This window comes from Deltaproteobacteria bacterium (genome assembly GCA_003696105.1).
GTDB lineage: Bacteria > Myxococcota_A > Polyangia > Haliangiales > J016 > J016.
On sequence record RFGE01000084.1, the window covers coordinates 1 to 6,985 of the forward strand.

General features: G+C 69.2%; 7 protein-coding genes. 5 read left to right on the forward strand and 2 right to left on the reverse strand.

All coding sequences use genetic code 11. From position 1 onward, the window contains the following. Positions 1 to 2: 2 nt before the first annotated feature. Both D6689_05265 and D6689_05270 read right to left on the reverse strand, forming a co-directional pair. Positions 3 to 2,441 carry a 4Fe-4S dicluster domain-containing protein gene (locus D6689_05265; protein RMH43376.1) on the reverse strand — a complete coding sequence of 813 codons (2,439 nt, stop codon included), beginning with the start codon at positions 2,439 to 2,441 and terminating at the stop codon, positions 3 to 5. Beyond that, the gene (locus D6689_05270) at positions 2,381 to 2,668 is read right to left on the reverse strand and encodes a hypothetical protein (GenBank protein RMH43377.1); all 288 of its coding nucleotides are present in this window, start codon (positions 2,666 to 2,668) and stop codon (positions 2,381 to 2,383) included. Before D6689_05270 ends, D6689_05265 begins: the two co-directional genes overlap by 61 nt. Positions 2,669 to 2,755: 87 nt before the next feature. Between D6689_05270 and rpsB the strand changes: the two genes are divergently transcribed. The 5 genes from rpsB to D6689_05295 all read left to right on the forward strand — a co-directional run. Next, entirely contained in the window at positions 2,756 to 3,622 is an 867-nt protein-coding gene (gene rpsB, locus D6689_05275) for a 30S ribosomal protein S2 (GenBank protein RMH43378.1), read from the forward strand. A gap of 10 nt (positions 3,623 to 3,632) precedes the next feature. Further along, positions 3,633 to 4,289 (forward strand): translation elongation factor Ts, encoded by a 657-nt coding sequence (gene tsf, locus D6689_05280; protein ID RMH43379.1) that lies wholly within the window; start codon positions 3,633 to 3,635, stop codon positions 4,287 to 4,289. Positions 4,290 to 4,302: 13 nt separating this feature from the next. Next, positions 4,303 to 5,064: a UMP kinase gene (locus tag D6689_05285; GenBank protein ID RMH43380.1), complete on the forward strand. Its 762-nt coding sequence runs from the start codon at positions 4,303 to 4,305 to the stop codon at positions 5,062 to 5,064. A gap of 1 nt (position 5,065) precedes the next feature. Further along, the gene (locus D6689_05290) at positions 5,066 to 5,623 is read left to right on the forward strand and encodes a ribosome recycling factor (protein ID RMH43381.1); all 558 of its coding nucleotides are present in this window, start codon (positions 5,066 to 5,068) and stop codon (positions 5,621 to 5,623) included. 43 nt (positions 5,624 to 5,666) lie between these two features. Next, positions 5,667 to 6,985: serine/threonine protein kinase (locus D6689_05295; protein ID RMH43382.1), on the forward strand; the 1,319-nt coding region annotated here is incomplete at its 3' end.

Below are 6,985 nucleotides of genomic sequence, written 5' to 3' on the forward strand. Positions count from 1 at the left end.
CCCTACTCGTCGAAGTCGAACTCGACGTCGCTGATCGTCTTGACCGGCAGGAACGCGCGGCGCGGCCGCTCGGGCGCCGCCGCGGTCGCCGCCAGCTGCGACAGGTCGGCCATCGCGGTCGGCTCGTCCTCGATCACCGCGGGACCGGCGGCGGCCCGGCCGCGCGGGCGTTCGGCGGCGGCCAACAGCGCGTTCGGATCGATGTCCACCGCGCGCGTAGCCTCGTCGAAGTCGTCCACCGCGAACCGAGGCGGCGGCTGCGGTGCCGCCGGCAGGGCGAACACGGTCGGGTCGTCGTGCGTCGGCGCGCGCGCGGCGCTCGCCAGAACGTCGTCGGGCAGCGCGTCGACCTGCACGGTCGGATCGTCGTGGATGCGGCGGCGCGGCGCCGGCGCGGGCGACCGCCGGCGCGCGCGCGGCGTACCGGCGCGCTTGTGCGCCTTGGCGAGGCCGACGATGAGCGCCTCGCGAGGAGCGATCGGCGCTCCGTCGACTGCCAGCTCGTCCGGCGGCAGGTGCAGCGGCGCCTGCTCGGGGGCAGGCGAGCCCTTGGAAAACGGCGACGACTGGTCCCAATCGGGGACCGGCGACGGGTCGTTCCACCCGTGCTCGATGCCGGACGGCTCGTCCACCGCGTACACCCGGCTGTCCTCGTCGGCGAGTCGCGCGCCGTCGTCGCGCAGCATGCGCAGCACGCGCGTCCGCTCCGCCGGGTCGAGCGCGTCGCGGCGCCCGTTGCCGGCGTGCCGCCGGCTGCGGCGCGCGAACTCCGACAGCGGCATCGGCCGGTCGAGCTTGCGCGCCGACGTGAAGATGGCCGACGCCGACCGGATGAACTTGCGCCCCGACTCGATGATACGCGGCGCGCCGGTGCGGGCCGGCGGTTCGGCCGCAATCTGTTCCGGTCGCAACTGGCCGGTGGCCAGCGCGGCGGCGGCCGCCGCGTCGCTCGGGCAATCGACGACCTCGGGCACGAACCGGCGCACGAACTCGTCGCTCTTGCCGAGCTGGTGCTGGTGCGGCCGCTGGACGAACTGGACGCCGAGCTTCTCGAGCCACTTGACCGGCGGGTCGGCGCCGATGAGTACGAACGCACCCTGGCACGGGTAGCGCTTGTGCGAGCCGTCGTGGAACCGCAACGTGACGAAGTCCGGCCCGAACTCGGCGACCTGCGTCTGGAACTTGACCTTGACTCGGCGCTGCGCGGCGTACGACGCGATCGCTTCCTTGTTCTTGGGCTGCGCGCGCGAAAACTGGCGGCCGCGGTACGACAGCAACACCTTCGCGCCCGCATCGGCGAGCGCCATCGCCGCTTCGAGCGCGCTGTCGCCGCCGCCGACGACGGTCACCGCCCGGCCCGCCCAGTCGTCCGGGTCCTCGAGCAGCGAAAACACGTGGGGCTGGTTCTCGCCGGGCACGCCCAGCGTGCGCGGTTTGCCGCGCAGCCCGGTCGCGAGCACGACCCGCTGGGCGCGGTACTGGGCGACCGTCGTGCGCACGTCGAACGTGCCATCGGCGCGGCGCTGGACTTGCTCGACCGCCTCGCCGAGGCGGACGCGCAGGCCGACGCGTTCGACCAGGTCCTGCCACAACCCGACCAACTCCTCCTTGGTCGAGTCGAACACCGGCAAAAACGAATAGTTCGCGACGTCGTACGGCTCGGCCATCACGAGCTTGCCCTTCGGATAGCGCGCGACCGTCGACGCGATCATCTGTTCCTTTTCGAGCACGACGTAGCTCAGCCCGCGATGGACGCAAGTGAGCGCGGCCGACAGTCCGCCCGGCCCCGAGCCGACGATGCAGACGTCGACGACCGACACGTCCGACGCGTCGGAGCCCTCGGCGCGCCGGGGCGCGCTCGGCCGCAGCCCCTGCTGCACCATGTGCTCGACCACGCCGCGGCCGAGATTGGCCGCGTTCTTGACCAGCGGCTTGCCGGCCACTTCGCCGATGAGGTACTGGCCCGGCACGGCCGTCTGGAACGCGCTGTCGAGTTCGGGCATCGTCAGCGGCGGCGGCTCGGTGCCCTCGGGGTGCATCACCAGCGCCTCGGTCGGGCACGCCCACATGCACTGCTCGCACTGGATGCAGTCCTGGAACCGGACCACCCGGCTCTTGTTGTCGATCAGGTCGAGCACGTTCGTCGGGCACACCGCGACGCAGGCGTCGCAACCGGTGCAGCGGTCGTCGTTGATGCTGTGAACGAGGATGCGGGCGGCGCGGGCCGGCGGCTGCGATGCCGCGAGCCGCTGCCGCCGCGCCGTCACCGCCGACACGCTCGCCATGACCGCGAGAGCCAACCCGCCGAGCAGCAATGGGACCAACAGGGCCACGGGGTAGAACCAAAGCAATTGCGGTGCCGGGACAACCTCCTGTCCTATCAATGGGTTACGACTCCGTGATCCGGGGACAGGAATCCCAGGATCGGGTCCGCTGACCATGTACGAAAAGGTGCGCCGACCGCGCCACCGGCGCGGCGTAGGTTTCGCGCGCGGGGGCCGCGCGGGCCGCCGGGAGCCGCCGGCGCGGCTCGGGCGGCGCGGGCGCCGGGAGCCGCCGGCGCGGCTCGGGCGGTGCGGGCGCCGGGAGCCGCCGGCGCGGCTCGGGTGGCGCGGGCGCCGGCCCTTGCCTCCCGCGAGTGGGCCGTGGTAGATCGCGCCGACTTCACACGGCGTTCGAGGGCACGGGCCGTGGTGGCGCACGCGCCGCTTCCCGCGCTCGACGACGGCGCCGGACGACCAACGGAGACATCACAATGGAACTGCAAGACACCGTCGCCGACGGCGACAACCCCATCTCCATGCGCCAGCTGCTCGAAGCGGGCGTCCACTTCGGGCACAACACGGGGCGATGGAACCCGAAGATGGCGCGATACATCTTCGGCGCGCGCAACGGGATCCACATCATCGACCTGCAGCACACGGTCGGCCTGTTCAAACGCGCGTTCCAGTACGCGATCGACGTCTGCGCCCGCGGCGAGAAGATCCTGTTCGTCGGCACCAAGAAGCAGGCCGCCGACGTCATCCGCGAAGCGGCCGAGCGCGCCGGCCAGTACCACGTCACGCAGCGGTGGCTCGGCGGCACCCTCACGAACTTCAAGACGATCAAGGGACGCCTCGACCGCATCCGCGAGATCGAAAAGTGGTTCGAGGACGGGTCGATCGAACTGCGCCCCAAAAAGGAGCAGCACGCGATCCGGCGCGAGTACGAAAAGCTCATGAAAGCCGTCGGCGGCATCAAGGACATGTCGAAGCTGCCCGGCGCGCTGTTCGTCATCGACCCCAACAAAGAACACATCGCCGTCGCCGAGGCCCGCAAACTCGAGATCCCGGTCATCGCGGTGACGGACACCAACTGCGACCCGGATCTCATCGATTTCATCATCCCCGGCAACGACGACGCCATCCGCTCGATCCGGCTGTTCGCCGACCGCATCGCCGACGCGTGCCTCGTCGGCTCGCGCCTGGCGAAGGAGCGCGCCGCAGGTCGCGCACAACAGGGCCGCGAGCCGGAGGAGCAGGTCATCACGATCGTGTCCGGCGGCGACGGCCCGCAGATCGAGATCGCCCAGGGCGGCAGCCAGCTCGAGCCCGAGGCGTCGGCCACCCCCGATCAGGAATAAGGAGCACACCATGGCGCAAGTCACTGCCGCGATGATCAAGGAGCTGCGCGAGCGCACGAGCGCTGGCATGGCCGACTGCAAGAAAGCCCTCGTCGAAACCGGCGCGGATATCGAAAAAGCGATCGAGTACCTGCGCAAGAAGGGCCTGTCGAAAGCTGCCAAGAAGGCCGGCCGCACCGCCACCGAGGGGCTGGTTACGAGCTACATTCACGGCAACGGGCGTATCGGCGTGCTGCTCGAGGTCAACTGCGAGACCGACTTCGTCGCGCGCAACGAGGACTTCCAGCGGTTCTGCCACGAGGTGTGCATGCAGATCGCCGCGATGGCGCCGCAGTACGTCCGCCGCGAGGAAGTACCGGAAAGCGAAATCGAGCGCGAGCGCGCGATCCGCATGGAAGAAGCGCGCAATACCGGCAAGCCGGAACAGGTCATCGCCAAGATCGTCGACGGCCAGATCAACAAGTGGCTCAAGGAGATCTGCTTGCTCGATCAGCCGTGGGTCAAGGACGACAAAAAGACGATCGACCAGCTCCGCGAGGAGTTGGTGGCCAAGATCGGCGAGAACATCCAGATTCGCCGATTCACCCGCTACGAGCTGGGCGAAGGCCTCGCGCGCAAAGAGGAAAACTTCGCCAAAGAGGTGGCGGAGCAAGCCGGCTTGGCGTAACGATCGGGCGGCCATGGCCGACGACAGCGAACCGAGGCCTCGCTACCGGCGCGCGCTGCTCAAGCTGTCGGGCGAGGCGCTGATGGGGACCGCCAAGTTCGGCATCAGCCCAGAGGTCCTGTCGGCGATCGCCGACGAGATCAAGCAGGTCGTCGCGATGGGCGTCGAGCTCGCCGTCGTCATCGGCGGCGGCAACATCTTCCGCGGCGTGTCGGAGTCGGCGCGCGGCATGGACCGCGCGTCGGCCGACTACGTCGGCATGCTCGCCACGGTCATGAACGCCATCGCGCTGCAAGACGCGCTCGAGCGCCGCGGGCTGGTCACGCGCGTGCAGAGCGCGATCGAGATGCAGCAGCTCGCCGAGCCCTACATCCGCCGGCGCGCCATCCGTCACCTCGAAAAGAAGCGCGTCGTGATCTTTGCCGCCGGTACGGGCAACCCGTTCTTCACGACCGACACGGCGGCGGCATTGCGCGCGATGGAGATCCAGGCCGAAGTGCTGCTGAAGGCCACCAAGGTCGACGGCGTCTACGAACGCGACCCGGTCGAGGATCCGAGCGCGCGGCTGTACGCGCAGGTGTCCTACCAGGACGCGCTGCAAAAGGAGCTGCGCGTGATGGACGCGACGGCGTTCGCGCTGTGCAAGGACAATGGCCTGCCGATCGTGATCTTTCGGCTGAGCCGGCCCGGCAACATCGTCCGCGTCCTGTGCGGCGAGCCGGTCGGCACTCTGATCGTCCCGGACCGGGACGCAACCCGTCTCGCGGAGGTGTGACGTGGTCGAAGATGTGCTCAGCGAAGTGGAATCGGGGATGCAGAAGGCGGTCGACGCCTTCCAGCGCGAGTTGGCCAAGATTCGCACCGGACGCGCCAACCTGGCGTTGCTCGACGGCGTGAAGGTCGACTACTACGGCACGCCGACGCCGCTGAACCAGGTCGCGGCCCTCAACGTCGCCGACGCGCGCTTGATCACGATCAAACCGTGGGAAAAGAACATGATCCCCGTGATCGAAAAGGCGATCCGGTCGAGCGATCTGGGGCTCAATCCGGTGAGCGACTCGGAGATGGTCCGCCTGCCGATCCCGCCGTTGACCCAGGAGCGGCGCAAGGAGTTGGTCAAGATCATCAAGAAGATGACCGAAGACGCGCGCGTGGCGGTGCGCGCGGCGCGACGCGACGGCAACGAGATGCTGAAGTCGCTGCAAAAGGACGGCGACATCTCCGAGGACGATCTGACCCGCGGCCAGAAGAAGGTCCAAGAACTCACCGACAAGTACATCGCCAAGGTCGACGACATCGGCGGGAAGAAGGAAGCCGAACTGATGGAGGTGTAGCCGCGGCTGTGACCGCCGCGGGCGCCTCTGATAAGCTCGCTGCGTGAGCGACGCGAGCCCGGGCAACCTCGTCGGCCAGCGGCTTGGCAAGTACGACCTGCTCGCGCTGCTCGCCGTGGGCGGGACGGCGGAGATCTACCTCGCGCGCATCGGCGGCGAGGCCGGGTTCGAGAAGTTCGTCGTCTGCAAGTGCCTGCTCGAGCACCTGGCGGACGAGCCGGAGTACGTCCACATGTTCCTGGACGAGGCCCGCATCGGCGCCCAGCTGGACCACTCGAACATCGTCCAGACGCTCGAACTCGGCGAGCAAGACGGCCGGTACTACATGGTGATGGAGTACCTGGCGGGCATGTCGCTGTCGACCTTCGCCAAGAAGGCCCAACAGCGCGTGCCGGGCGGCCTCCCCGTCGACTTGTGCCTGTCGCTGTGCGCCCAGGCATGCGCCGGACTGCACTACGCGCACGAGCGGACGACCCCGGACGGCCAGCCGCTCAACATCATCCACCGGGACATCTCGCCGCAGAACCTGGTGGTGTCGTTCGAAGGCGTGCTCAAGATCGTCGACTTCGGCATCGCGAAGGCCGAGCTGCGGGCGACCAAGACCCGAAGCGGGACGATCAAGGGCAAGTTCGCGTACATGTCGCCGGAGCAGTGCCTCGGCAAACCGCTGGACCGGCGGACCGACATTTTCGCACTCGGGACGATCCTGTGGGAGTTGCTCACCGGACGGCGGCTGTTCAAGCGCGACAGCACCTACGACACCTACCACGCGATCGTACGCGGCGAGGTCGTGCCGCCGTCGCACGCCAATCACCAGCTCGACCCGCAGCTCGACGAGCTCGTGATGCGCGCCCTGGCGTACAACCGGCAAGACCGGTACCCGACGGCGGAGGCGTTCGGCGAGGCGCTGCTGCAGACGCTGCACCGACGCGGCAAGTCGCCCAGTGCAGCCGAGATCGCGCAGTTTTTCGACGCCCATTTTTCCGCCGAGATCGAGACGCACGCGGAACGCATGCGCGAACTGCTCACCGGCGGCCGCGCGACGCTTGAGGACATCAGCTGGCACGCGGCGGATCTGGCCAGCGACTCGGCCTCCGAGATGCCGGACGACGCGCCGGCGCGCCTCGATACCCTGCCGGCCGCCGGGGCGCGCGACGCGACGGACAGCGCGTGGGCCGACGACGACGAAGCGGATGCAGGAGAGGCGACGCGGATCGAGCCGAATCCGCTGTTGCGCGTGCAGACGCTGCATGCGCAACAAAAGCGGGAAGAAGCGGCCCGCGGAGCAGCGGCGCCCGCCGCGCCCGCGAAGCCCGCCGCCGCGCCCGCGAAGCCCGCCGCCGCGCCCGCGAAGCCCGCCGC

Bases quoted from the DNA above. Each gene is read 5' to 3' on its own strand.
- rpsB (RMH43378.1), top strand. From the start codon at position 2,756: ATGGAACTGCAAGACACCGTCGCCGACGGCGACAACCCCATCTCCATG.
- tsf (RMH43379.1), top strand. From the start codon at position 3,633: ATGGCGCAAGTCACTGCCGCGATGATCAAGGAGCTGCGCGAGCGCACG.
- D6689_05285 (RMH43380.1), top strand. From the start codon at position 4,303: ATGGCCGACGACAGCGAACCGAGGCCTCGCTACCGGCGCGCGCTGCTC.
- D6689_05265 (RMH43376.1), bottom strand. From the start codon at position 2,441: ATGGTCAGCGGACCCGATCCTGGGATTCCTGTCCCCGGATCACGGAGT.